2 protein-coding genes are annotated in these 500 nt (G+C 68.2%); both read left to right on the top strand.

Annotation, left to right across the window (positions count from 1 at the left end; genetic code table 11):
- The coding region (locus AC1DTN_RS39455) for a fumarylacetoacetate hydrolase family protein (RefSeq protein WP_477925716.1) at nucleotides 1-238 on the top strand (238 nt) is incomplete at its 5' end.
- 71 nt (nucleotides 239-309) lie between these two features.
- On the top strand, nucleotides 310-500 hold a 191-nt coding region (locus AC1DTN_RS39450; RefSeq protein ID WP_477925715.1), incomplete at its 3' end, for a hypothetical protein.

The following is a 500-nucleotide window of genomic DNA, read 5'->3' as shown; positions in this document are numbered from 1 at the left end:
CAACGAGGTCGTGGTTCAACATGCGAGAACCGACCAGATGATCTTTCCGGTGCCGACCCTGCTGGCCTACGTGTCGGCCTTCATGACGCTGCAGCCGGGCGACGTGATCGTGACCGGGACGCCTGGCGGCGTCGGCGTCAAGCGCAACCCGCCGCTGTGGCTCAAGCCCGGCGACAGGGTCGAGGTCGAGATCTCGCGCGTCGGTATCCTGCGCAACGGCGTGGTGCAGGAGGTCTGACCCGGAGCGCCCGGCGGCCGTTCGTGTGGCATCCTCGACGCAGGCGCCTTCGCCCGGAAAGAGGAGTCCGTATGTCGACGCTTGCACTGTTGGACGCCGCGCTCACCGGCCTCCGGATGGAGGTGGCGACGCCGTCCGGCATCATCGCCCTGTGCTCCGCGGCGGTCGCGGCGGCCCTCGTGGTGGTCAGCTCCTTCGTCAAGACCATGATTCCCCTGCGCTACCTCGCCGTGGGCGGCAACCTGGGCTTCCTGCTCTATGG

The sequence above is a fragment of the Rhizobium sp. 01T444 genome (assembly GCF_056398305.1).
The sequence above is the reverse complement of the archived record's forward strand: the minus strand, read 5'-3'. Positions and strand labels throughout refer to the sequence as shown.